Annotated in this window: 22 protein-coding genes; 13 read left to right on the top strand and 9 right to left on the bottom strand. The window is 66.7% G+C overall.

Annotated elements, in window-relative coordinates:
- Window positions 1-15: 15 nt before the first annotated feature.
- The 4 genes from CRO22_RS13270 to CRO22_RS13255 are packed head-to-tail and all read right to left on the bottom strand — an operon-like array spanning window position 16 to window position 5,532.
- Window positions 16-1,251 (bottom strand): pyridoxal phosphate-dependent aminotransferase, encoded by a 1,236-nt coding sequence (locus tag CRO22_RS13270; protein WP_217991904.1) that lies wholly within the window; start codon window positions 1,249-1,251, stop codon window positions 16-18.
- Between the two features lie 8 nt (window positions 1,252-1,259).
- Complete coding sequence (gene amaB, locus CRO22_RS13265; protein ID WP_217991903.1) at window positions 1,260-2,771, bottom strand: L-piperidine-6-carboxylate dehydrogenase; 1,512 nt, start codon at window positions 2,769-2,771, stop codon at window positions 1,260-1,262.
- A 29-nt stretch (window positions 2,772-2,800) separates the two neighbouring features.
- A complete protein-coding gene (locus CRO22_RS13260; protein ID WP_097070646.1) occupies window positions 2,801-4,240 on the bottom strand; it encodes a hypothetical protein in 1,440 nt (479 codons plus the stop codon).
- An 8-nt stretch (window positions 4,241-4,248) separates the two neighbouring features.
- Complete coding sequence (locus tag CRO22_RS13255; protein ID WP_097070645.1) at window positions 4,249-5,532, bottom strand: NAD(P)/FAD-dependent oxidoreductase; 1,284 nt, start codon at window positions 5,530-5,532, stop codon at window positions 4,249-4,251.
- Between the two features lie 180 nt (window positions 5,533-5,712).
- Here CRO22_RS13255 and CRO22_RS13250 point away from each other — a divergent pair, with 180 nt between their 5' ends.
- Window positions 5,713-6,642, top strand: a complete 930-nt coding sequence (locus tag CRO22_RS13250) for a LysR family transcriptional regulator (protein ID WP_097070696.1) — start codon at window positions 5,713-5,715, stop codon at window positions 6,640-6,642.
- Window positions 6,643-6,646: 4 nt separating this feature from the next.
- On the opposite strand, the gene CRO22_RS13245 is transcribed toward CRO22_RS13250, so the two are convergent.
- Both CRO22_RS13245 and CRO22_RS13240 read right to left on the bottom strand, forming a co-directional pair.
- The gene (locus tag CRO22_RS13245) at window positions 6,647-7,846 is read right to left on the bottom strand and encodes a pyridoxal phosphate-dependent aminotransferase (RefSeq protein ID WP_097070644.1); all 1,200 of its coding nucleotides are present in this window, start codon (window positions 7,844-7,846) and stop codon (window positions 6,647-6,649) included.
- 2 nt (window positions 7,847-7,848) lie between these two features.
- Window positions 7,849-8,490: a TetR family transcriptional regulator C-terminal domain-containing protein gene (locus CRO22_RS13240; protein ID WP_097070643.1), complete on the bottom strand. Its 642-nt coding sequence runs from the start codon at window positions 8,488-8,490 to the stop codon at window positions 7,849-7,851.
- Window positions 8,491-8,758: 268 nt separating this feature from the next.
- Here CRO22_RS13240 and CRO22_RS13235 point away from each other — a divergent pair, with 268 nt between their 5' ends.
- Genes CRO22_RS13235 through CRO22_RS13205 form a run of 7 tightly spaced genes read left to right on the top strand, consistent with a single transcriptional unit; the run spans window position 8,759 to window position 14,836 of the window.
- Window positions 8,759-9,532 carry an ABC transporter ATP-binding protein gene (locus CRO22_RS13235; RefSeq protein WP_097070642.1) on the top strand — a complete coding sequence of 258 codons (774 nt, stop codon included), beginning with the start codon at window positions 8,759-8,761 and terminating at the stop codon, window positions 9,530-9,532.
- A gap of 42 nt (window positions 9,533-9,574) precedes the next feature.
- The gene (locus CRO22_RS13230; protein WP_097070641.1) at window positions 9,575-10,351 is read left to right on the top strand and encodes a transporter substrate-binding domain-containing protein; all 777 of its coding nucleotides are present in this window, start codon (window positions 9,575-9,577) and stop codon (window positions 10,349-10,351) included.
- Between the two features lie 56 nt (window positions 10,352-10,407).
- Window positions 10,408-11,127 (top strand): ABC transporter permease, encoded by a 720-nt coding sequence (locus CRO22_RS13225; RefSeq protein WP_097070640.1) that lies wholly within the window; start codon window positions 10,408-10,410, stop codon window positions 11,125-11,127.
- Complete coding sequence (locus CRO22_RS13220) at window positions 11,124-11,912, top strand: ABC transporter permease subunit (RefSeq protein ID WP_245860979.1); 789 nt, start codon at window positions 11,124-11,126, stop codon at window positions 11,910-11,912. Before CRO22_RS13225 ends, CRO22_RS13220 begins: the two co-directional genes overlap by 4 nt.
- Before the next feature lies 1 nt (window position 11,913).
- Window positions 11,914-13,092, top strand: coding sequence for a M20 aminoacylase family protein (locus CRO22_RS13215; RefSeq protein WP_245860978.1), 1,179 nt, complete (start codon window positions 11,914-11,916; stop codon window positions 13,090-13,092).
- Window positions 13,093-13,115: 23 nt separating this feature from the next.
- Window positions 13,116-14,042, top strand: a complete 927-nt coding sequence (locus tag CRO22_RS13210; protein WP_097070638.1) for a DMT family transporter — start codon at window positions 13,116-13,118, stop codon at window positions 14,040-14,042.
- A complete protein-coding gene (locus CRO22_RS13205; RefSeq protein ID WP_097070637.1) occupies window positions 14,039-14,836 on the top strand; it encodes a dimethylarginine dimethylaminohydrolase family protein in 798 nt (265 codons plus the stop codon). Before CRO22_RS13210 ends, CRO22_RS13205 begins: the two co-directional genes overlap by 4 nt.
- Window positions 14,837-14,893: 57 nt before the next feature.
- On the opposite strand, the gene CRO22_RS13200 is transcribed toward CRO22_RS13205, so the two are convergent.
- Window positions 14,894-16,408: an aldehyde dehydrogenase (NADP(+)) gene (locus CRO22_RS13200; protein WP_097070636.1), complete on the bottom strand. Its 1,515-nt coding sequence runs from the start codon at window positions 16,406-16,408 to the stop codon at window positions 14,894-14,896.
- Between the two features lie 247 nt (window positions 16,409-16,655).
- Here CRO22_RS13200 and CRO22_RS13195 point away from each other — a divergent pair, with 247 nt between their 5' ends.
- The 4 genes from CRO22_RS13195 (at window position 16,656) to CRO22_RS13180 (ending at window position 19,582) form a co-directional block, all read left to right on the top strand.
- Window positions 16,656-17,462, top strand: a complete 807-nt coding sequence (locus tag CRO22_RS13195; protein ID WP_097070635.1) for an ABC transporter substrate-binding protein — start codon at window positions 16,656-16,658, stop codon at window positions 17,460-17,462.
- Window positions 17,463-17,538: 76 nt separating this feature from the next.
- Entirely contained in the window at window positions 17,539-18,204 is a 666-nt protein-coding gene (locus CRO22_RS13190; protein ID WP_097070634.1) for an amino acid ABC transporter permease, read from the top strand.
- A gap of 9 nt (window positions 18,205-18,213) precedes the next feature.
- Entirely contained in the window at window positions 18,214-18,867 is a 654-nt protein-coding gene (locus CRO22_RS13185) for an amino acid ABC transporter permease (protein ID WP_097070633.1), read from the top strand.
- Window positions 18,860-19,582 carry an amino acid ABC transporter ATP-binding protein gene (locus CRO22_RS13180; protein WP_097070632.1) on the top strand — a complete coding sequence of 241 codons (723 nt, stop codon included), beginning with the start codon at window positions 18,860-18,862 and terminating at the stop codon, window positions 19,580-19,582. The genes CRO22_RS13185 and CRO22_RS13180 overlap by 8 nt, the downstream gene beginning before the upstream one ends.
- 64 nt (window positions 19,583-19,646) lie before the next feature.
- Here the strand turns inward: CRO22_RS13180 and CRO22_RS13175 are convergent, their stop codons facing one another.
- Window positions 19,647-20,684, bottom strand: a complete 1,038-nt coding sequence (locus CRO22_RS13175) for an Ldh family oxidoreductase (RefSeq protein ID WP_097070631.1) — start codon at window positions 20,682-20,684, stop codon at window positions 19,647-19,649.
- A 48-nt stretch (window positions 20,685-20,732) separates the two neighbouring features.
- On the bottom strand, window positions 20,733-21,383 hold the full coding sequence (locus tag CRO22_RS13170) for a helix-turn-helix domain-containing protein (RefSeq protein WP_097070630.1): 651 nt from the start codon (window positions 21,381-21,383) through the stop codon (window positions 20,733-20,735).
- Between the two features lie 157 nt (window positions 21,384-21,540).
- Here CRO22_RS13170 and lhpI point away from each other — a divergent pair, with 157 nt between their 5' ends.
- The gene (lhpI, locus tag CRO22_RS13165) at window positions 21,541-23,217 is read left to right on the top strand and encodes a cis-3-hydroxy-L-proline dehydratase (protein WP_097070629.1); all 1,677 of its coding nucleotides are present in this window, start codon (window positions 21,541-21,543) and stop codon (window positions 23,215-23,217) included.
- Window positions 23,218-23,223: the final 6 nt, after the last annotated feature.

The following is a 23,223-nucleotide window of genomic DNA, read 5'->3' as shown; positions in this document are numbered from 1 at the left end:
CGGGCAAACGCCGCCTCAGGCGCGGCTCAGCCGTGCGCAGGCGGCGGCAATGCGGGCCAGCGCCTCGCGCAGCTCCGCCTCTGCCGTGGCATAGGAAATGCGGAAATAGGGCGAGAGGCCGAAGGCCGCGCCGGGCACCATGGCCACATCTGCGGTTTCGAGCAGCCAGGCGCAAAAATCACGGTCCGAGGTGATCGTGCCGCCCTCGGGCGTGCGCGCGCCGATCAGGCCCGCGCAGCTTGCAAAGGTGTAAAACGCCCCCTCCGGCACGCGGCAGGAAATGCCGGGAATAGCGTTGAGCCCCGCCACCACGAGGTCACGCCGACGCTGAAAATCGGCGGCGCGTTCGGCCAGCAGGTCTTGCGGGCCGGTGAGCGCCGCCTCGGCGGCAGCCTGCGAGATCGACGACGGGCAAGAGGTGGATTGGCTCTGCACCACCGCCATCGCCTTGATCAGCGCCTCCGGCCCGCCCGCATAGCCGATCCGCCAGCCGGTCATCGCATAGGCCTTGGAGACGCCGTTGACGGTGAGGATCCGGTCTTTCAGCCGCGGCTCCAGCGCGGCGGGGGTGGTGAAGCGGAAGCCGTCGTAGCAGATATGCTCATACATGTCGTCCGCCACCAGCCAGAGCTGGGGATGGGCAAGGAGCACATCGAGAATCGGGCGGTAATCGGCTTCGGTATAGGCGGCGCCCGTCGGGTTTGAGGGCGAGTTGAGCATGAGCCAACGCGTGCGCGGCGTGATTGCCGCGGCAAGATCTTCCGGTTGCAGCCGGAAGCCGCGCGCCCCCGCGCAGGGCACGGCCACCGGCACCCCGCCTGCGATGCGCACGATGTCGAAATACGAGGTCCAGCAGGGCGTCGGGATGATCACCTCGTCGCCGGGGTTCAGGCTCGCCATCATCGCATTGTAAAGCACCTGCTTGGCGCCGGTGCCCACGGTGATCTCCGAAGCTTTATATGCCACCCCGTTCTCGCGGCGGAACTTTTCGACAATCGCCGCTTTCAACCCCGGCGTGCCGTCGAGCGCGGTGTATTTCGTCTCCCCCCGCGCCATCGCCGCCGCTGCAGCGGCCTTGATCGGCTCGGGCGTGTCAAAATCGGGCTCGCCCGCACCAAGGATGATGGTGGGCCGCCCGGCGCGCTTCATCGCTGCCGCCGTCGCGCCGATCTGCACGATTTCAGATACGCCAAGCGTGGCGATACGGTCGGCAGGGCGGAAGGCCGCGCCGGTCTGATCCTGGATCGTCATGTCAAACCTCAATCGATATCGAAAACGACGCCCTGCGCCAGCGGCAGCTCGCGCGAGAAGTTGATCGTGTTGGTGGCGCGGCGCATGTAGCCTTTCCAGGCATCCGAGCCGCTTTCGCGCCCGCCGCCGGTCTCTTTTTCGCCGCCAAAGGCGCCGCCGATCTCGGCGCCCGAGGTGCCGATATTGACATTGGCGATGCCGCAATCCGACCCCGCCGCAGAGAGGAACTGCTCCATCTCGCGCAGATCGAGCGTGAAGATCGACGACGAGAGCCCCGCCCCGACGGCGTTGTGATCTTCGATCACCGCATCGAACGCGGACCAGCGCATCACATAAAGGATCGGGGCAAAGGTTTCCTCAAGCACCGGGCCGGTTTGTGCGGGCATCTCGACCAGCGCGGGGCGGACGTAATAGGCGTCCTCGCCGCCAATCTCGACGCGGCTGCCGCCATGCACGGTGCCCCCCGCCGCGCGCGCCGCCGTGAGCGCCGCCTGCATCGCCTCATAGGCCGCGCGGTCGATGAGCGGGCCGACAAGGGCGTTCGTTTCCAAGGGGTTGCCGATTGAAACGGAGGCATAGGCACGCACCAGCCGCGGCACCAGCGCATCGTATACGCTCTCATGCACGAACAGGCGGCGCATCGTCGTGCAGCGCTGGCCCGCCGTGCCCATGGCGCCAAAGGCCACCGCGCGCAGCGCCATGTCGAGATCGGCCGAGGCGCAGACCACGCCCGCATTGTTGCCGCCAAGCTCAAGGATCGACCGGCCAAAGCGCGCCGCCACCCTGGGGCCGACGATCCGGCCCATCCGGGTCGAGCCGGTGGCGGAAATGAGCGCCACTTTCGGGCTCTCGACCAGCACTTCGCCCAGCTCCGGCCCGCCGATCAGCACCTGCGCAAGGCCCTCCGGCAGCGCACCGAAGCGGGCCGCGGCGCGCGCGAACACCGCCATTGAGGCGAGCGCGGTGAGCGGGGTCTTTTCCGAGGGTTTCCAGAGCACCGGATCGCCGCAGACAAGCGCAAGCGCCGCGTTCCAGGCCCAGACCGCGACGGGGAAGTTGAAGGCGGTGATCACCCCCACCGGGCCGAGCGGGTGCCAGGTTTCCATCATCCGGTGGCCCGGGCGCTCGGTGGCGATGGTGAGCCCGTAAAGCTGACGCGAGAGGCCAACGGCGAAATCGCAGATGTCGATCATCTCCTGCACCTCGCCCAGGCCCTCGGACGGGCTCTTGCCCGCCTCGATCGACACAAGCCGGCCCAGATCGGCCTTGGCCGCGCGCAGCTCCTCGCCCAGCAGCCGCACCAGCTCCCCGCGCCGCGGCGCAGGCACCATCCGCCAGGCGCGGAAGGCGGTGGCCGCGCGTTCCACCGCCGCCGCCGCGCCCTCTGCCGTGTCGGGCGTGAGCGCGCCCACTTGCGCGCCGCTCACCGGCGAAAAGCTCGCCATCGCGCCGCCCTCAAACCGGTCGGGCGCGACCCCGAGGCGCAGGAGCAGGCTCTTGGTCTCGTCACGAAGCGTCATCGGAAGTCCTTTCGTTCGGCTTTGGTCGGTCATTCGAAGAGATAAAGAAGGGAGACGAGCACCGCCGCCGCCGCCATCAGCCCGAGCGTGAAGCGCAGGTTGAGCGCAAAGGTGACGCGCGTTGGCGCCACGCCAAGCTCGCGCCCGGTGATGATCGCCATGGCCGAGATCGGCGAGGCGGCAATGGCCAGCGCCCAGGCGAAAAGAAGCGCGATGCCAAGCGCATAGGGATGCTCTGCCCCCACCGGCCCGGCGCCAAAGAGCTGCGCGGCCATGATCATCACGATCGTATGCGGGATCATCATCGCCCCCACCGCCGGGATCAGCACGAGGCAGGCGAGGATCACCGCAAGGGGCGGAAGCTGGCCGCCCGCGATCAGCGCGTCGATGCCCGCGGCCTTGGCGGCGGCGGCAACGGCGGCCCCAATCACCGCGGCGGCAAGAAAGATCGTGCTTTCCGTCGCCATGCCCTCGGAGGCAGCGGAGAGCCGCGCAAGCCCGCCCGGCTCGCCCGGGGCCGCGCGCAAGCCCGGCTCGATGCGCGGCCAGAGCGCTGCAAGGAGCGGCAGCACGAGGCAGGCGGCAATCAGAAAGCTCACCTCCAGCAGCCGATGCGCGGCGAGCGTCAGAACGATCAGCCCGAGGATCGCGGCGATCACCGCGCCCAGCGCCCGGCCCGCACCCGCAGGCGCCGGATCATGCACGGGCACCCCTTCGGGCAGGGGCGTGGCCGCGGCCTGCAGCAGCGCCGCAGCCACCGAGAGCAGCGCGACAAGGCCAAAGGCGAGCGCGAGGATTGCCACCGGATCAAGCCCCGGGATCGCGCTTGTAACGATGGCAAAGCCCAGCCCGATCGGCGACCAGACCGTCATCAAAAGCGTGCCGCGCAGCGCCGAAAGGGTCATCGCGCGGGTGTCGATGCCGCGCTTGCCCGCGGCCTTCCGCGCCCCGTCGTGGTTGCGCGCGATATCCGAGATCATGCCGATGGTGCCGATATTGAAGAGCACCGAAATGCCTTGCGCGCCAAGGCTGACGGCCAGCACACGGGCGCGGGCGGAATGGGCAAAGAGCCCTTCGGCGGCGCGGGCAATCAGCTTTGAGCGGCGCACCGGCGCGCGAATGAGGCCGAGCGCGGTCAAAAAGGCCGCAAAAGCCGTGCCCTGCATCAGCGCCTGTTGCATCGCCGGAAGTGCGCTGGGCAAGAGCACGGCCACCGCGAGTGTCGAGACCACAGCCCCGGCCAGAAACACCTGCGCGATGCGCGAGACCCGGCCAATGCGCAGGAGCGCGAGCACCACTGCGGCGCTGGCGGCAAGCGCGAGCAGCGCCCCCGCGCCGGGCATCCGGCCCTCCCCGATCTTGCCCAGCACCAGTGCGGCGAGCATCACAAGCGACAGCACACCTCCCGCCGCCAGCGAGGTTTGCGGCGCCCAAAGGCGTGCGATACGGGGGGGGAGGCTCACTGTCATCCTGCTCCTCAGATCCGGTCGGCAACAAGATGCAGCGCCGCCGCACCGCCGGTATAGTAGGCTTCCCGCATCCGCCGCCAGGGCGCGGGGGTGATCGTGCTCACCGGCAGCGGCATTGCCGCGAGCGGGCAATCGCCACAGATATAGCGGGCAATCGCCTTCCCGAACACCGTGCCCGGCGCGATGCCACGGCCATTGTAACCGCTCACCGCAATGGCATTGCGCCCGGGCAGATGCAGCCGCGGCAGGTTGTCGGAGGTCATTCCGATCCAGCCGAACCACGCGCTTTCAAAACCGATCCCCTCCAGCTGCGGGAAGATCCGCACCATCGCCCGCTCGGCCCAGGCACGGTGGAGCGCGCGGTCGGCCACCCCGAGCCGCCCCACCGAGCCGAACACGAGCCGGCCCGCCGCATCGGTGCGGAACGAGGAGAGCACCTCGCGCGTATCCCAGCAGCCCTCACTCCCGGGCAGGATCGTGGCGCGCAGCGCCTCCGGCAAGGGCGGCGTCGCCATGTTGAAATAGGGCAGCCCGACCTGCTCACGGCGGAGATTTTCATTCGGGCCCTGCGTATAGGTATCGGTCGCGGCCACAAGCCAGCGCGCGCGCACCCGCCCAGACGGGGTCGTGACCTCCCAGCCCAGCCCCTGCTCCGCCACGGCGGTGGCAGGGCTTTCGGTATGGATCTGCGCCCCGCAGGCAAGAGCAGCGCGTGCAAGGCCGCGCACATAGGCCAGGGGCTGGATCGTGCCCGCACGCAGATCAAGAAGCGCGCCCATGTAGCGCCCGCCGCCGAGCCGCAGCGCGGTCTCCCCCGCGTCAAGAAGTTCGACCGGCGCGCCGCGCGCCGCCCATTGGCGCGCCCGCACGCCGATTTCGGTCAGACCGGCGCCGCCAACGGCACAATGCAGCGTGCCATTGGCCACCGCCTCGCAGGCGATGCCATGGCGCCGCACGAGCGCAAACACCTCTGCCGGAGCATTGCCCAGAAACTCTAAAAGCCGCGGGCCATGGACCGGGCCCAGCGCCTTCGGCATCTCCTCGGGCATCACCCACATGCCGGCGTTGACGAGCCCGACATTGCGCCCCGAAGCGCCAAAGCCGATCATCCCGGCCTCGAGCACCACCACGGATTTGCCTGCCTCTGCCAGATGCAGCGCCGCCGAGAGCCCGGTAAAGCCCGCGCCAATCACCACGACATCGGCCTCGACGGGGCCCGAAAGCGGCGTGGTTGCGGGGGCGGCGGGGGCGGAAAGCGCCCACAGACCATGCGTGGATGAGGTGTTTTTCATGAGAAACCCGGAACGGCAATCAGGCAAGGCGCCTGCCCTTTCCTGCCCGGTTCCGCGCCCGGGCGCCAGTGCTCTGTAAGACCTAGATCATTCCATTATGGAATGACCTCGGAGCAAAACCGCTTGCCGTCGCGCGCGCAAGGCGGCAGGAACGATCCATCCCGCCCCGGAGAGATGCCGATGAAAACGCCGCGCCGCTTCCTGCCTTCGCTCTCGCTTCTGCAAGCTTTCGAGACGGCGGCGCGCACGCAAAGCATCACCGCCGCGGCGCGGGAGCTGTCGCTCACGCAAAGCGCCGTTTCCCGGCAGATCCGCGCGCTGGAAGAGCAACTCGGCAGCGCGCTTTTTCACCGCGAAAAGCAGACCATCCGGCTCACGCCGGGGGGCGCGGCCTATGCGGTCGAGATCCGCGCGGCCCTGCACAAGATTTCCAGCGCCTCGCTCACGCTGCGCGCCAATCCGGGCGGGGGCACGCTTTCGCTGGCGATCCTGCCCACCTTTGGCACCCGCTGGCTCGCCCCGCGCCTGCCCGAGTTCCTCGCCCGTCACCCCGGCATCACCATCAATTTAGTCACGCGGCTCACCCAGTTCGATTTCGCCACCGAGGCGGTGGATGCCGCGATCCATTTTGGCGCGCCGGACTGGCCGGGGGCAGAGTGCAGCTATTTGCGCGGGGAACATGTGGTGCCCGCCTGCGCGCCCGGTCTGGTGGAGAAATACGGCATCACCGCGCTTTCTGATCTGCGCGCAGCGCCGCTCCTGCATCTGACCTCGCGCCCGGATGCCTGGGAAAAGTTCTTTGAGCGCAACGGGCTCGCGCCGCAACGGCTGCACGGGATGCTGTTTGACCAGTTTGCCACCGCGGCACAGGCGGCGATGGTCGGGCTTGGCGTGGCGCTTTTGCCCGAATTCCTGATCGAGGAGGAAATCGGCTCGGGGCGGCTGGTGGTGCCGCTTGATGCGCGCATGCGCTCGGACGAGGCCTATTACCTCTGCACCCCGCACGCGCGCGGCCAGACCGGCCCGGTCGAGGCGTTCCGCACTTGGCTCGGCGCGGTGGCGCAGGCGGCGGAGGCGGCCGAAACCGCCCGCCGCGCGGCACAGCCCTGAGCGCTCAGGCCGAGGCGGCGTGCGCGTCGCGCCCGGCAAAGCCTTGCGCACAAGCCGCAATCCGGCCACAGGCCTCGGTGAGAAGGGGATCGGGAACGGTCAGGCTCAGTCGCACCAGCCGCTCCGCCTGCGCGCCAAAAGACGAGCCCGGCATCACCGAGACCCGATGCCCGGCAAGCAGCGCCTCGGCAAAATCATGGCCCGAAATGCCAAGCGCGCCGACATCGAGCAGAATGAACATCCCCGCCTCGGGCGGCAGCGGCTCGATGCCCGGCACATCTTGCAAAAGCTCCGTCACAAGCTTTGCCCGGCGCGCATATTGCGTGCGCATCACTGCCGAGGTGGGCAGGTCATGGGTGAGGGCATAGGCCGTCATGTCAGAAATGAAGGGCTGGCCGCCGAACAGCATCGATTCCGAGAGCGGCAGGATCCGCTCGCACAGCTCGGGCGTGCCCACCGCCCAACCGGAGCGGAACCCCGGCGCGGCATGGGATTTGGAGATCGAGGCGGTGACGATCACCCGCTCTTCGAGCGCGGCAATATCAAGCGGCGAGGCGAAGCTGCCCTCGAACACAAGCTCTTCATAAACCTCGTCGGCGATGATCCAGAGGTCATGGCGCCGGCACACCTCGCCAATCGCCGCCACTTCCGCGGCGCTCAGCACCGCGCCGGTCGGGTTGTGCGGCGTGTTGAGCAAAAGCACCCGGCAGCCGGGCGTGATGGCCGCCTCCAGATCCTCGGCGCGCAGGTGGAAGCGGTTTTCCTTGCGCAGGCGCACCGGCACGATTTCGGCGCCGGTGGCGCGGATCACGCCTTCATAGGTCGCGTAATAGGGATCGGGCAGCAGCACCTTGTCGCCCGTGCTCACCAGCCCCAGCATGACGATGGCAAGCGCGGTCTGCGTGCCCGGAAAGCACAGGAAGTTTTCCGGCGTGAAGGTCCGCCCGGTGCGGCGGCTGTATTTGGCCGAAAGCGCCTCAAGCATCGCGGGCTCGCCGCGGCCGTTGGAGTAGCGCACCCGCCCCGCCCGCATCGCCTGATCACAGGCATCGTAAAGCGCGGTATCGGGCGGAATGTCCGGCTCGCCAATCGTCAATTCGATCACCGGCTCTCCCGCCGCCACCATCTGACGGCCGCGGAAATGCAGATCCCACTTGTCCGAGCCGAGGTTTTTGAGCCGATCCGTCATCGGTGCGTAATGCATGGTCAGTCCTTCGTGTTGGTCGGGCGCGGCAAGGCCACGCGCAAAAGCGCCTCGGCGGCCTCGAGGCCGATGGCGACGTAATCCTCTGAGGTTTCAGCCTGTTTTGGCAGGCAGCCCTCAAGCCAGAGCCCGTCGATCACCGCGGTCATGGCAATCGCGAGCCGGGCGACCTCTCCGGGGGCGAGGTGGCGCCCCTCCGCCGCCATCACCGCACGGATCAGGGGCTCAAAGCTTGAGCGGTAAGGCAGATGCGCCTCATCATGGATTCGCTTCATCTCCGGGTCGGCATTGAGCTGGCTCATGAAGGCCGCCCAGAGCGAGAGAATGCGCAGATCCGAGATCTCCCCGCCGATGCTCGCGCGGATGAAGCGGGCAAGCCGCTCATGCGGGCTTTCGATCTCGGCCGCCAGCACCCGGTCACACGGCGCGGTGAGCATGCGGATGGTCTCGCGGTAGGCCTCGAGCACCATGTTTTCCTTGGTCTCGAAATGGTGCCGGATCAGCCCGATGCTGACCCCCGCCGCAGCCGCAACGGCCCGCACGGTCGCCCCCTGAATGCCCTTGTCGGCGATGCAGTCAAGCGTGGCGCGCACCAGTTCCGCGCGCCGGTCGAACTCTTGCATGCGCCGGAATGTGTCCGACATTCTCGCCTCCCTCCGGCTCTGGCCTCTTCCTCCCATCCGGTGCCCCCGCCGCCAGCGCAAGCGAGATTCGGCGCCTGAAAGAATACGACCGTATAGTTATTGCACGTTTGTATAGTCTTTGAGCACTGCGCGCCGAAAACAGCCAAAATTTCATCCCGGCGTCATTTTTGCCCGCATTCCGCGCGCCGCGGGGCAGACAAGGGCGCAAAGCCCCGTCAAGCCTGAGCGACGAAGCGCCACAGCGGCGCCAGACCGGCAGGAGGAATGCGTGGCACAACCGGCCCGAGCGATCGAAGTGAGAGAGCTGCACAAGCGCTTTGGCACGCTCGATGTTCTCAAAGGCGTCTCGCTCGCGGCCAAGAAGGGCGAGGTGATCGCCATCATCGGCGGCTCGGGCTCGGGCAAGTCGACCTTCCTGCGCTGCATCAATTTTCTCGAAACGCCCTCGGCGGGCTCGATCCGCATTCATGGCGAGGAAATCGAGATGCGGCCGGACCGGCATGGCGACTTGCACCCGGTCGATCCGCGGCAGGTGCAACGCATCCGCACGCGCCTCTCGATGGTGTTCCAGAACTTCTGTCTCTGGCAGCACATGACGGTGCTGCAAAACGTGATCGAGGCGCCGGTGCATGTGATGGGCGTGCCGAAGGATCAGGCGATTGCCACCGCCGAGGCGGTGCTCAAGCGCGTTGGCCTTTATGAAAAGCGCAACAGCTACCCCGTGCATCTCTCGGGCGGCCAGCAGCAACGCGCCGCGATTGCGCGCGCGCTGGCCGTCGACCCGGAGGTGATCCTGTTTGACGAGCCCACCTCCGCGCTCGACCCCGAGCTTGTGGGCGAGGTGCTCACCGTGATCGGCGATCTCGCCCGCGAGGGGCGCACGATGATCCTTGTCACCCATGAGATGGCCTTCGCCCGCAACGTCGCCACCCGTGTCGCCTATTTCTGCAACGGCCTGATCGAGGAGGAGGGCCCGCCAGAACAGATCTTTGGCGCCCCCCGTTCCGAGCGGCTGCAACGCTTCCTCAACCCGGCTCAGTGAACGCGCCGGGATCCACCAACCACCACAACCGACAGGGAAATCATGAAAAAGCAAATCGTTACGCTGCTCGTGGCCGGGCTTGCCGCGGTTTCGGGCGCCACTGTGGCGGCGGCCGATCCGGTCAAGGTCGGCATCGCCGCCGAGCCCTACCCGCCCTTCACCGTGCCCGATGCGGCCGGCAACTGGAGCGGCTGGGAGATCGACTTCATGAACGCCGTTTGCGCGCAGGCAAAGCTTGACTGCGTGCTCACCCCGGTGGCCTGGGACGGCATCATCCCGGCGCTGACGAGCGGCAAGATCGACATGATCATCGCCTCGATGTCGGTCACGCCCGAGCGCAAACAGGTGATCGACTTCACCGATGGCTATTACCGCTCGAAAGCGGTGGTGATCGGGCTCAAGGACATGACCTTTGACGCCACCCCCGCCGCTCTCGCCGACAAGATCCTTGGCGTGCAGGTCGGCACGATCCACCAGGCCTATGCGCAAAAGCACTTTGCCCCGGAAGGCACGACTTTGCGCGAATACCAGACCCAGGACGAGGCGAATGCCGACCTCGCCGCGGGCCGCGTCGATGCGGTGCAGGCCGACGAGATCACCCTGCGCGACTTCCTCGCCTCGGAAGCGGGCCAAGCCTGCTGTGACCTGAAAGGCGTGGTCGAGAGCGACCCGGAGATCATGGCCGAGGATGCGGGCATCGGCCTGCGCAAGGAAGATACGGAACTGAAAGACAAGCTCAACGCCGCGATCAAGGCGATCCGCGAAAACGGCACCTATGCCGCCTTCAACGCGAAATACTTCGACTTCGACATCTACTGAGATGCTCCGGGCGGGCCAGCGCTGGCCCGCCCCTTTCCTGACAAGGCCCCGACAGCATGGATCAGACCTTCTGGCAGCTTCTTGCGCTCGCCCCCCCCGGCTGGGGCGGCGTGCTTCTGACGGGGCTTGCGCATTCGCTTGAAATTGCCGTGGGCGGCTATCTGCTCGGGCTGATCCTCGGCGTCGGCGGCGCGGTCGGCAAGCTTTACGGCAATGAGATCGTGCGCGACCTGATGGAGACTTACACCATCGTCGTGCGCGCCGTGCCCGAACTCGTGCTGATCCTGCTTCTCTATTATGCGGGCACCGATGCGCTCAACCGGCTGATGGCGGCCCTGGGCCGTAGCCCGGTCGATATTTCGGGGCTCGCCGCAGGCATCTTCGTGATCGGCGTGGTGCAGGGCGCCTATGCGACCGAGGTGATCCGCGGCGCGATCAAGGCCATTCCCGCGGGCGAGATCGAGGCGGGGCGCGCCTACGGCATGCCGGGCGGGCTGCTTTTGCGCCGCGTCACGCTGCCCGCAATGCTGCCCCATGCGCTCCCGGGGCTGGCAAACCTCTGGCTCATCGCCACCAAGGATACCGCGCTCCTTGCCGTCGTGGGCTTCAGCGAACTCACCCTCGTCACCCGGCAAGCGGCGGGCGCAACCAAGCATTACATGCTCTTTTTCCTGGCTGCGGGCGCACTTTATCTGGCGCTGACGCTCGTTTCCAACATCGCCATCGCCCGGATCGAGAAATGGGCCCGGCGCGGCATGCCACAGGTGCACGCATGAGCGCCCCCTCCCCTCTGCGCGGCTGGCTCCGCCCGCACCGGCTCGTGATGCTCGCGCTTGCGCTCGGCATCGTTCTTTGGGCGGTGCTCGCGGGTGACTGGGCGTGGCTGCCGAAATACACGCCGCTCTTGCTCAAGGGCCTTGGCACCACGCTTGCCATCCTCGCCGAATCGGTGATCCTCGGCGCGGCGGTGGCGCTGCCGATCGGGCTTGTGCAGGTGACCGGGCCGCGCTGGCTCTCGGCCCCGGCGCAGCTCTTTTGCACGGTGATCCGCGGCACGCCGCTTCTGCTGCAACTGTGGCTCCTCTATTACGGCATCGGCTCGCTTTTCCCGATGATCCCCGGCATCCGCGGCAGCTTCCTCTGGCCTTACCTGCGCGAGGCCTGGCCCTACGGGCTGGCCGCGCTCACCATTTCCTTTGCCGCCTATGAGGGCGAGGTGATGCGTGGCGCCTTTGCCGGTGTGCCGCGGGGCGAATTGCAGGCGGGGCGCGCCTTCGGGATGAGCCCGCTCAAGCTCTTTTGGCGGATCTGGCTGCCGCGCGCGCTTTACCGCGCGCTGCCAACGCTCAATGGCGAGATGGTGCTGCAGCTCAAATCCACGCCGCTCGTCGCCACCATCACCGTGGTGGACCTTTACGGCGTGATCTCGCGCGTGCGCTCGGCGACGCTGCTCACCTATGAGCCGCTGTTGCTGCTCGCGCTGATCTACCTGATCCTGACCGCGCTGATGGTCGCGATCTTCCGCTTCTTCGAAAACCGCCTGCCCACAAGGGGAGCCTGACGTGACCCCGATCTCTTCGCACCAGATCACCGACCTCGACCATTTCATCGCGCTGCGCAAAGACCTGCACCGCCATCCCGAAATCGGGCTGGAGGAGCTGCGCACCGCCGATATCGTCGCGCAAGAACTGGAGAGCTATGGCTATTCCGTCTCGCGCGGGCTTGCGCGCACGGGCGTGGTGGGCACGCTCAGCTACGGCGCGGGCAATCGCGCGATCGGCCTGCGCGCCGATATGGATGCGCTGCCGATCCTTGAGGAAACCGGCGCCCCCTACGCGAGCCAGACCCCGGGCAAGATGCATGCCTGCGGCCATGACGGCCATACCGCGACCTTGCTCGCTGCCGCCAAAACCCTCGCGGAGCGGCAAAATTTCGATGGCACCGTGCATCTGATCTTCCAGCCCGCCGAAGAGAACTTTGGCGGTGCGCAGATGATGGTCGAAGAGGGGTTCTTTCGCGCCTTCCCCTGCGATGCGGTCTTTGGCATGCACAACGACCCCGCGCTGCCCTTTGGCCAATTCACCTTTCGGGACGGGGCGATCATGGCCGCGGTCGATGAATGCACGATCACCGTGACCGGCCTTGGCGGCCATGGCGCCACGCCCGAACTCTGCCGTGACCCGGTGGTGGCGGCCGCTTCCATCGTGATGGCGCTGCAAACCATCGTGGCGCGCAATGTCTCGGCACTCGACAATGCCGTGGTGACGGTGGCGGCAATCCATTCGGGCACGGCGAGCAATATCGTGCCCGAGCGGGCCGAGATTGTCGTGGGCATCCGCACCTTCGATGCCGGTGTGCGCGACGTGATCGAGGCGCGGATCAAGGCGATTGCCCTTGCGCAGGCGCAAAGCTTCGGCTGCGCGGCGCACATCGATTATGTCCGCAGCTACGACCCCACCATCAACCACGCAGCAGAAACCGCCTTCGCGCGCGATCTCGCCGCCGAGATGTTTGGCGCAGAGAAGGCCAAGGACTTTCCCCGCCCGATGATGGGGAGCGAGGATTTCGCCTATTTCCTGAACGAATGCCCGGGCACCTATTTCTTCCTTGGCACCGCAAAAGGCCCGAACGACCCGGCCCATCACCATCCGAAGTTCGACTTCAACGACGCGGCCATCGCACCGGGCGCGGCCTTCTTTGTCGGACTGGCGGAGCGGTTTTTGGAACGTGGCCGGTCATGACCCGGCCCGCGCGCGAGGCTTGAATGAAACGTCTCGATCCCGCTTTGACGGGCGTGCTTTTGTGCGTGCTCGCCTATGGGCTTCTCGGGCTGCAGGATGCGGCGATGAAATGGCTCGTCGCCGATCAATCGGTGCCGGTGTCGCTGTTCTTCCGCTCGCTCGCGGTGACGGCGGCCTGCCTCCTCTTCGGGCGCGGGCCGATGGTTCGGGGCGCGCTCGCCTCCTCGGCGCAGGCGATGGTGATCTTGCGCGCCACGATCTCGATCGTGGCCTGGATCCTTTATTATACCGGCGCGCGTGACCTCTCGCTCGCCGAGATGACGGTGATCTATTTCTCCGCCCCGGTGATGGTGGTGGTGCTTGCCGTGCTGGTCCTGAAAGAGCGGGTCGGGCCCTTGCAATGGGCCTCGGTCGCGGTTGGGTTTGCGGGCGTGATCGTGGCGGTGCACCCGACCCATGCGCCCGCGCCCACGGCAACCGCGCTCGTGCTGCTCTCGGCGCTCCTTTGGGCCTTTGGCTACATCTTGCTGCGCCGCATCAACGGGCGCATGACGGTGGGCGCGCAAGTGCTTGTCACCAACATCGTCTTTTGTCTCGTCACCGGCGGGATGCTGCCCTTTCAAGGGCCGATGCCGGGGCTTTCGGAGATTGCGCTGATGGCCGCGGTCGGGCTGATCGGCGGGGCCGGGCAATATGCGCTTTTCGCGAGCTTCGAGCGCGCCAGCGCCGCGGTGCTCGCGCCCTTTGAATATACCGGCCTGATCTGGGCCTTCCTCCTTGGCGCGCTGATCTGGGGCACGCGCCCCGATCTCGCGCTGATCCTCGGCGCGGTGCTGATTGCGGCGAGCGGGCTGATTGGTGTGCATGCGGTCAACCGCGACAAACGCCGCCCCGCCCCTCTTCCCGAACCCGGCCCTGCCCTTTCTCCCCTCAACGGACCCACCCCATGACCCAGAAGATCCCTGTTACCCGTTTCAATTCCATTCTCGCGCGCACGCCCTCCCGCTCGATCACGGCGGGGCTGCGCGCCGTCGACATGGGCGATCCGAGCTATGAGGGCGTGATCGCCGAGCACCGCGCCTATGTGACGGCGCTTGAGGCGGCGGGCTGCACCGTCACCGTGCTGCCCGCGCTCGAGGACTTCCCCGATTCCGTTTTTGTGGAAGACCCCGCCCTCGTCTTTACCGAAGGCGCGATCGTGCTGCGCCCCGGCGCCCCCACCCGCCGCCATGAGGCGGGGTTCATGGCCCCGGTGCTGGCAGAGCATTTCGAGATGGTGCTGCATCTGCCCGGCACCGGCTTTGCCGATGGCGGCGACATCCTGCGCACCGCCGACAAGGTGATGATCGGGCTCAGCGCGCGCACCAACGCCGAGGGCGCCGAGGCGTTGCAGGGCTGCCTGAAAGCGCTGGGACATGCCTCTGAAATCGTCACCACGCCGAAGGGTGTGCTGCATTTCAAGAGCGATTGCTCGCTGCTCGCGGAAGACACCGTGCTCTCGACCGCGCGGCTCGCCGCCTCGGGCGTGTTTGGCGATCTGCGCACGCTGCTTGTGCCCGAGGGCGAGGAAGAGGCCGCCAACGCGCTGCGCGTGAACGATGTGGTGCTGGTGGGCGCAGATTTCCCGCGCACGATCGAGATGCTGATGCAAGCGGGCTACGCGGTGGTGCCGCTCGCCACGCAGGAAATCCGCAAGGTCGATGCGGGGCTGTCGTGCATGTCGCTGCGCTGGTTCGCCGCCTGATTTCAGCGCCGAACGAGAGCCTTGCCCGCCCCCGGTTTGCCGAGGGCGGGCATTTTGTCAGCGCAGGTCTTCGGGCAGAAGATCGGCGGGGATGTCCTGATAGCAGACCGGGCGCAGGAAGCGGCGGATCGAAAGCGTGCCCACCGAGGTGGCGCCAAAGTTCGTCGAGGCCGGGAAGGGCCCGCCATGAACCATGCTGTCACAGACTTCGACACCGGTCGGAAAGCCGTTGGCAAGCACCCGGCCCGCCTTGCGTTCAAGGATCGGCAAAAGCCGCCCCGCCAGCGCGCGGTCGCCCGCATCCATATGCAGCGTTGCGGTGAGCTGGCCGCGGAAGCTTTGCGCCACGGCCACCATCTCTTCCGCATCGCCGACTTCGATCACAAGGCCGAGCGGGCCGAACACCTCTTCCGAGAGCGCATGATTGCCAAGCCAATCCGCCGCGGACACCTTGTAAAGGAAGGGCCGCGCGGAGCGCGGTTCGCACATCGAGGTGAGCAGCTCCTGCACACCGGTCTGCGCGCCGATTTTTTCGGCCCCCGACACATAGGCCTTGGCGATCCCCTCGGTCAGCATCACCTGCGCGGCGCTTGCCGCGAGCGCGGCATGGGCCGCGGCCACGAAAGCCTCCGCCTCGGCGCCCGTGATCACCACGACGATGCCCGGATTGGTGCAGAACTGCCCCGCCCCCATTGTCAGCGAGCCCGCCCAGCCGCTGCCAAGGGCCGCGCCGCGCGCCGCCACCGCTTCGGGGAGCAGGAACATCGGGTTCACCGCGCCCAGTTCGCCAAAGAACGGGATCGGCTCGGGGCGCGCGGCGCAAAGGTCATAAAGCGCACGGCCCGCGGCGTAGGAGCCGGTAAAGCCCACGGCAGAGATCAACGGATGCTGCACCAGCGCGGCGCCGACCTCGCGCGCGCCGCCCTGCACGAGCGAAAAGACCCCCGCGGGCATGCCAGTGCGCGCGGCGGCGGCGGCAATCGCCTCGGCGACAATCTCGCCGGTGCCGGGATGCGCCTCATGGCCCTTCACCACCACCGGGCAGCCCGCGGCCAGCGCCGCCGCCGTATCGCCGCCCGCCGTCGAGAAGGCGAGCGGGAAGTTCGAGGCGCCAAACACCGCGACCGGGCCGATCGGGCGTTGCATCATTCGCAGATCGGGGCGCGGCAGCGGCGCGCGCTCGGGCAGCGCCGGGTCGTGGCGCCGGTCCAGATAATCGCCCGCCAGAATATGGCGCGCAAAGAGGCGCAGCTGACCCGTGGTGCGCCCCCGCTCGCCCTCCAGCCGGCCCTTGGGAAGGCCGCTTTCCTGCATCGCAATCTCGGTGAGATCGGCGCCGCGCGCCTCGATCTCATCGGCAATCGCCTCAAGAAACGCCGCGCGCTCTGCGCGCGTGAGCGCGCTGTAGGCCGGGAAAGCCGCCTCAGCCGCCTGCGCGGCCTGATCGACAAGCGCGGGCGTGCCCTTGGCAAAGCTGTGCACCGGCCCCTCCACCGGCGCCGAGGCGAAGCGTTCGCCGCTATCGATCCAGGTTCCGGCGATCAGATGCATGCCGCGGGGGGTGAAACTCATGGGAGGTCCTTCCATCTGTGCCCGCAAACCGGGCAGCCGGCTCGCGAAATCTGCGTCAACGTGACCTATTGCCCGGAACTCTCATTGCAAACCCGTTTTTTAAGGGCGCGAATTCAGCCGTTTAGATCGCAACTTTGCTCTATCCAAAATTTTCCTGTTGCGCCAGCTTTTTTCTTATATGAAAATTTATCGCGAGAAAGAAAAACCGCGGGCAGGGTTGCCCGAGAATCAGCAGAGAGGTTCCCCTATGAAAACGCTCACCATGGCCGCCGCCCTGATCGCCACCACGGCGCTTGCGGGCACGGCGCAAGCCGACAAGCTCGACGACATCATCGCCTCGGGCACGCTGCGCTGCGCGGTCGTGCTCGACTTCCCGCCGATGGGGATGCGCGACGAGAACAACAACCCGATCGGCTTTGACGTCGATTACTGCAACGACCTCGCCGCCGCGCTCGGCGTGAAATCCGAGATCGTCGAGACCCCCTTCCCCGAACGCATCCCGGCGCTGATGTCGGGCCGCGTCGATGTCGGCGTTGCCTCGACCTCGGACACGCTCGAGCGGGCCAAAACCGTGGGCTTCTCGATCCCCTATTTCGCCTTCGAGATGGCCGTGACCTCGAATGACGCCTCGGGCATCAAATCCTTCGATGACATGAAGGGCCACACCGTCGGCGCCACCGCAGGCACCTTCGAGGCGATCGCGCTCGAAAAGCAGATCAATGAATGGGGTGACGGCACGTTCCGCCCCTATCAGACCCAGGCCGACGTGTTCCTCGCACTGAGCCAGGGCCAGATCGACGCCACCGTCTCCACCTCGACCGTCGCGCAGGCCAACGTGAAGACCGGCAACTTCCCGGGCATCTCGGTGGTTGGCAAGGCGCCGTTTGACACTGATTACGTCGCGCTCTTCACCAACCGCGACGAATACGGGCTGATCAACTACCTCAACCTGTTCGTGAACCAGCAGATCCGTACCGGCCGCTATGCCGAGCTCTATGAAAAATGGGTCGGCGGCGAGCTGCCCGCCTTGACGGTCCCGAACGCCTACCGCTAATCGGGGACCGGAGTGGAGAGCGGCGCGGCCTCCCCCCGCGCCGCTGTTCCTTTTCCTTCCTCTGCAGGACAAAGCCATGTTCGGATATACCTTCCAGTGGAACCAGGCGCTCGCCCGGCTCCCGAAGATCCTGGACGGGGCAGCGGTGACGATGGAAGTGGCGGTGCTCTCGATGCTGATCGGCATCGCGCTCGCCATTTTCCTGACGCTGCTGCGCCTCTCCGGCTCCCGCCCGCTCGGGGCGATTGCCACCACCTGGGTCGAAGTGGCCCGCAACACCCCGGCGCTGTTCCAGATCTACATGGCCCATTTCGGCGTTGCGAGCTTCGGCATCCATTTCAGCCCCTTCGTGTCGCTCCTGATCGGCATCACCTTCAATAATGCGGGCTATCTGGCGGAAAACTTCCGCGGCGCGCTGAAGGCCATCCCGGAAACGCAGACCCGCGCCGGCCGCTCGCTCGGCATGTCGCAGGGGCAGGCGTTTCGCTACATCATCCTGCCGCAGATGCTGCGGATCTCCTTTTTGCCGATGACCAACCAGATGGTCTGGGCGGTGCTGATGACCTCGCTCGGCGTCACCGTCGGCATGAATACCGACCTTTATGGCGTGACGCAGGATCTCAACGCACTCACGTTCCGCACCTTCGAGCTCTTCGCCATTGCCGCGGTGATCTTCTATCTGATCACCAAGATCATCACCCTCGGCGCCCGGGCGATTGCCTGGCGGCTGTTCCGGTACTGAGGGGGCCCCATGTTCGACACCGCCCTCTCCGCCGCCGATCTGATCTTTCTCGCCAAGGGCGCGGGGATGACGATCATCGTCACCGCGATCTCGGTGGCGATTGGCACCGTGCTCGGCATCCTCTTCGGGGTGATCCGGGTGCAGCTTGGCGCCGTGCTTGCCGCGCCGCTGACTTTCTTTCTGGACATCTTCCGCTCGGTGCCGCTCCTGATCCAGCTTGTGCTCGCCAATGCCTTCATGGGCATGGTGCTGCATCTGCGGTTCTCGGGCTTCACCATCGCCTGCATGGTGCTCTCGCTCTACACCGCGGCCTACTGCGCCGAGATCGTGCGCGGCGGCATCGGTGCGGTGCCCGCCACCACGCGGCGCGCGGCGCGCTCGCTCGGCATGAGCTGGTGGCAGGACATGCGCTACATCGTGGCGCCGCTTGCCACCCGCGTGGCGCTCCCCTCCTGGATCGGGCTCGCGCTCGGCGTGATGAAGGACTCCGCCCTCGTCTATGTGGTGCAGGTGACCGAGCTTCTCAAATCCACCCAGATCCTGATCACGCGCCTGCAGGAGCCCCTGTTCCTGCTGATGATCTGCGGCGCTTTCTACTTCATCATCAGCTTCCCGCTTGCCAGGCTCGGCGGATATCTCGAAAAAAGGTGGTCCAATGATTGAGATCCAGAACGTCCACAAGTCCTTTGGCAAGCTCGAGGTGCTCAAGGGCATCGACCTGACGGTCGAGAAGGGCGAAGTGGTGACGGTGATCGGCGGCTCCGGTTCGGGCAAGTCGACGCTTCTGACCTGCATCAACGGGCTTGAGCCGATCGACACCGGCAAGATCGTGGTGGACGGCACCGAGGTGCATGCGAAATCCACCAACCTCAACAAGCTGCGTCAGAAGATCGGCATCGTGTTCCAGCAATGGAACGCCTTCCCGCATCTGACCGTGCTCGAAAACGTCACGCTGGCGCCGCGCAAGGTGCTGGGCATGGGCAAGGCCGAGGCCGAGGCGATCGGGGAAAAGCAGCTCAAACATGTGGGCTTGGGCGACAAGCTCTCCACCTATCCTTCGCGGCTTTCGGGCGGGCAGCAGCAGCGCATGGCGATTGCCCGCGCGCTCGCCATGTCGCCCGATTACATGCTCTTTGACGAGGTGACCTCGGCGCTTGACCCGCAGCTTGTGGGCGAGGTGCTCGAAACGCTGAAGATGCTCGCCGAGGAAGGCATGACGATGATCTGCGTGACCCACGAGATGGCGTTTGCGCGCGATGTCTCGGACCGGGTGGCCTATTTCCACAAGGGCATCATGGCCGAGATCGGCAAGCCCGAGCAGATCTTCAACGACCCGCAACACCCGGAAACGCAAAAGTTTCTCGCCAGCGTGCGCTGAGACGGCACATAAAATAAAAGGCGCGCGCCCCAGCCCGGGACGCGCGCCTTTTATATGCGTGGGGTCAGGCCTTGAGCGCGTCGAGGCCGAGCCGCTCGAACCGGTCAAGCTGCGCCAGTTCCGCCTCGCTGAGCGCGATCCCCTCCGCCATCGCTTTTGCCCGCGCCGCAAAGCGGCGCTCGGAGGGCAGCCGCGCGCCTTGCGCGCCAATCGCGGTGAGCAGCTTTTCCCCTTCTGCAATCGGGTCGCGGCCGCTGCGGGCCGCAAAAACCCGCGGATCGAGCGCCAGCACCAGCGCGCCATGCCGCGGCAAAAGATCCGTGCCGCCCATGAAATCAAGCGCTTCCTTGCTCATGAACTCGCCAAGCATCGCGCCCGCGAGCAGCTCCACCATCGTCGAGATGGCCGAGCCCTTGTGGCCGCCAAATGTGAGCATCGCGCCGCCGAGCGCCGCCTCGGGGTCGGTGGTGGGGTGGCCGTCCGCGTCCACGGCCCAGCCCTCCGGGATCGGTTTGCCCGCGCGGCGATGGAGTTCGATCTCGCCACGCGCCGCAACGCTCGTGGCAAAGTCGAACACATAGGGAAAGGCGCCCGGGCGCGGCCAGCCGAAGGCAAAGGGGTTGGTGCCCAAAAGCGGCTCCTTGCCGCCCGCCGGGGCCACAAAGGCATAGCTCGGGCACATGGAAAGCGCGGCGAGCCCGTCTTCGGCCAGCGCCTCGACATCGTGCCAGAGCGCGGAAAAGTGGAGACAATCGCGGATCACCAGCGCGGCGATGCCATGCTTGCGCGCCCGCGCCACCAGCACCTCCCGCGCGGCATAAAAGGCCGGGTTGGAAAATCCGCCCTTGGCATCAACCTCGATCACCGAGGCGCCCGCATCATGGATTTCGGGCAACGCTTCGGGGTTGACCTTGCCCGCCGCAAGCACCCGCAAGCAGCCCTCGAGGCGGTAGATCCCGTGCGATTTGCAATGGTCACGCTCGCCCGCGACGATCACTTTCGCCACCGCCTTCGCGGCGGCGGGCAGCACGCCCACAGTGGTGAAAATCGTCTCGACGCGCGCCAAAAGCGCTTCGTAGGAAATCATGTTCGGCTCGGCCATGGTCGGGCAAACTCCTTGAGAAGGGATCAGATCGGCAGCGCGGGGGCGCTATTTGTCAACGTCGACATAGGTGCAGGCCCAGAACACCCGCGCCTCCTCGGCATCAAGCGCGCGCAGCCCGTGCCGGATCGTGCTGTCGAAATAGGCGCAATCGCCGGGCTCCAGCACGACGGGCTGGTAATGCTCGACCACCAGCTCGATCCGGCCGGAGAGCACATAAAGCGTTTCCTCGCCGGTATGGGCCTCCAGCTCCTCGGGCTTGAGCGGGCCGCGCTGCTCCACCCTGGTCACGAGCGGGATGATCTTCTTTTCCGCGAGCGCGTTGCAAAGCACCTCATATTCGAAGTTCTTGGAGCGCACCTTGCGCCCCTGCCCCGCCTTTGTCACCGTCATCCGTGTCGTCTGCACCGCCTCATGATCGGCCGAAAACAGCCGCTCCATGCCGATGTCATAGGCGCGCGCGATCCGCACGAGGTTCTCATAGCTCGGCGAGACGCGGCCGTTCTCGATCTTGTGGATGGTCGAGAGCGCGAGCCCGGTGCGCTGCGCCGCCGCCTCAAGCGTGAGCCCGCAGGCCTGCCGCACCGCCTTCATCCGGCTGCCCAGGTCCGAGCGCAATTGCAGCCGCTCCGCCTCCCAGCCCTCGGCGCTGGACGCGGGCTCCGCCTCATCGGGGGAAGATTTTTCCGTTTGCGTCATATTTTTCTTTTCTTACCATTTGTGATCGTTTAAGCACATTTCCATGGCCGTTGCAACACTAGCAAGCGCGCCGCAGCAAAGAGAGTCCCAAAGGCGGTTGCGAGCGGATGCCGCTGGGTCAGCGGAGCGACCGTTTTTCGACCGAACGAGGTTCACAATGGCACAAGTCATCGTCCCCGCCAGCGTTGAAGGCCCGGTTCTGGTCTGCACCGAGGGCTTGAGCGTCTGGGGCGGGGTCGACCCCGAAACCGGGGTAATCATCGACGCGCTGCACCCGCAACACGGCGCATCGCTCGCGGGGCATGTGGTGATGATGCCGACAAGCCGGGGCTCGTGCACCGGCAGCGGCGTGCTGCTGGGGCTCGCCTTTGCCGGCACCGCGCCGCGCGCGCTGATCTTTCGCGAGGGGGAAGATATTCTCACCCTCGGCGCCCTCGTCGCGGGGCGGCTTTTTGGTCATGACATCGCAGTATTGCGGCTCGAGGCTGCGGAATATGACGCGCTCGCGCACGAAAACACCGCCGAGATCACGGCCTCGCATCTGAAGGCGGGGGCGCTCGAACTTCCGCTCCATGCCGTAGCAGGCGCGCTGGCCTTGAGCCCCGAGGATCGGGCCTTTCTGGACGGGGCGCACGGCTCGGCCGCACGGCTCGCGATGGAGGTCATCACCACGATGGCGCGCGCCCAGGGCGCGCCGCGCCTGATGGATGTGACCCGGGTGCATATCGACGGCTGCATCTTTGCAAGCCCCGCCTTTCTCACCTTCGCCCGCGCGATGGCGGGGCGCGGGGGCCGGGTTCGGGTGCCCACCACGATGAATGCGATCTCGGTCGATCATGCGAACTGGCGCCGCCAGGGCGTTGCGGAGCGCTATGGCGCCGCCGCCGCCGCCCTGGCCGATGCCTATGTCGAGATGGGGGCGAAGCCGAGTTTCACCTGCGCGCCCTATCTGCTCGCCGACCGCCCCGCGCAGGGCGAAGACATCGCCTGGGCCGAGAGCAATGCGGTGATCTATGCCAACAGCGTGCTGGGCGCGCGCACCGTGAAACACGCCGATTTCATGGATCTGTGCATCGCGCTCACCGGCCGCACGGCGCAGGCGGGGGTGTACCTTCCCGCCCACCGCGCACCGCGCCGGATCGTGGATGTGGTCATGCCCGAAGGCGCGGACGATGCCTTCTGGCCGATGCTTGGCTGGCTTTTGGGGCAAGCCGCGCCGGACCGCATTCCGCTTCTGCGCGGGCTCGAGACGGCACAGCCCACCGAAGATGACCTCAAGGCGCTCTGTGCCGCCTTTGGCACCACCTCGGCCGCGCCGATGCTGCACATTGCGGGCCATACGCCCGAGGCGGACCTGCCACCCGCCCCCGGCGCTGACCATGTCACGCTCACCTCCGCCGATTTCGCCCGTCTCTGGGGCATCTTCAATCGCGGCGCCGGAACGGTCGAACTGATCGCGCTTGGCAGCCCGCATTTCTCGGGGGCCGAATGCGCCGCCTTTGCGCGGCTCGTCGAAGGGGCCACGCCCGCCCCCGGACTGAGCACCATTGTCACGCTGGGGCGCGCCACGCTCTCCGAGATCTCGCAAAACGGCGTGCGCGCGACGTTGGAGGCTGCCGGGGTGCGGATCATCCCGGACCTGTGCTGGTGCTCGATCTCCGAGCCGGTGTTCCCGCCGCAAACGAAAGTCCTGATGACCAATTCGGGTAAATACGCCCATTACGCGCCGGGGCTGAGCCAGCGCGCGGTGCGCTTTGGCAGCCTTGCCGATTGCGCGCGCACCTTGCGCACCGGCCTTGCCCCCGCCGCGCCTCCCAAATGGATCACGGCCTGAGCGCCC

Origin of the sequence: Rhodobacter maris (assembly GCF_900217815.1) — a bacterium.
GTDB lineage: Bacteria > Pseudomonadota > Alphaproteobacteria > Rhodobacterales > Rhodobacteraceae > Rhodobacter > Rhodobacter maris.
This window is presented reverse-complemented; position numbering and strand designations above follow the sequence as displayed.